The sequence below is a fragment of the Rhodococcus sp. EPR-157 genome, from assembly GCF_001647195.1.
GTDB lineage: Bacteria > Actinomycetota > Actinomycetes > Mycobacteriales > Mycobacteriaceae > Rhodococcoides.
In genome coordinates, this window is the sequence record NZ_LVCV01000531.1 from 1 (window position 1) to 1239 (window position 1239).

Sequence of the window (1239 nt, forward strand, 5' to 3'; positions counted from 1 at the left end):
GGCCACCGTGGTCCCCGAACCACATGTCGCAGCGAGCGCGCCGCAACAGGACAAGTTCCTGGTCATCTTTGCGGCCGACCACTCCGTCATGGATGCCTACAGCCAGATCTACGCGATCAACGAGTTCGACCGACTGTATGCGCACGAGCTGGACGGCACCGAACACTCGCTACCCGAGGTGGGAAGTTACGTCGACTTCTCGGCCACCGAGCGCGCTCTCGGCGAGTCCCTGACCACCGACCACGAGGCCGTCGTCGCGTGGCAGCATTTCCTCGCCGACGAAGACGGCTGCTTCCCTGCCTTCCCGCTCCCGATCAGCGTCAAGGACTCGTCCGCTACCACTGATCTCGCAACGCGTCAGAGCAGCATGTCGTCGTGGCTGCTCACTGCCGAGCAGGTCGCGCGGTTCAACGCCGTCTGCCGCGACGCCGGCCAGAACATGCAGTCGGGAATACTTGCCGCGCTCGCCCTGGTCAACGCTCGATTGACCGGCGAGGGGACATTCCGGACCATCATGCCCATGCACACCCGCTATGCGGAGAAGTGGGCCGCGAGCGTCGGTTGGTACGTCGGGATCCTCCCGATGGAAATTCGGCTGGAGAACGCCCGAACGTTCGCCGAGGCGATCGAGTGTGCAGCCGCGGGGTCGAATCGACACAAGGGCCTCGCAGCAGTCCCCTACTCACGGGTCGCATCGTTGCTGTCCTCGACCGAGATCCCACGCTTCGTCGTCTCCTACATAGATCTGCGGTTCCTGCCCGACGGCGAGGAGTGGCAGGCGCGCAAGGGACGCGCGCTGCGCAGCGAATGCCACGCAGAGAACGAGGTCTACTTCTGGATCAACCGCACGCTCCAAGGCCTCAACATCTCGGCCCGCTACCCCAGTACCGATGTCTCGACAACCAACGTGCACCGCTTCATCACCGAATTCGTCTCCGTCATGACGACCGTCATCTCCGAGCCCGTCGAATCGGTAGATTCGTTGGTCGCGGCCGCCGGGGCGGGTCGACACTAGATCCGGAGGTTCGAAGATGATAATCACCGCACTCGGCAACTGGACGCCGAAGCCCGGCAGACTGCTGGAGTGGCACCCGGTGCAGCACGCACTCGACGTTGCGCGCAGAGCACCGGCACATCCGGCGCCGCCGTCGTTCCTGCAGGAGGATCATCTCGTGGCCGCCGCTGCAGCGGCGGCCCGCGGCGACGAGCACCATGCCTACACCGGCGTTGCCACCGAGA

1 protein-coding gene and 1 pseudogene are annotated in these 1239 nt (G+C 64.8%); both read left to right on the forward strand.

Going from position 1 to position 1239, the window contains the following annotated elements; genetic code table 11:
• A partial coding sequence (locus A2J03_RS23895) for a condensation domain-containing protein (RefSeq protein ID WP_068378966.1) occupies positions 1–1015 on the forward strand: 1015 nt, incomplete at its 5' end.
• Positions 1016–1031: 16 nt separating this feature from the next.
• A pseudogene (locus tag A2J03_RS23900) lies at positions 1032–1239 on the forward strand (condensation domain-containing protein); the annotation flags it as partial.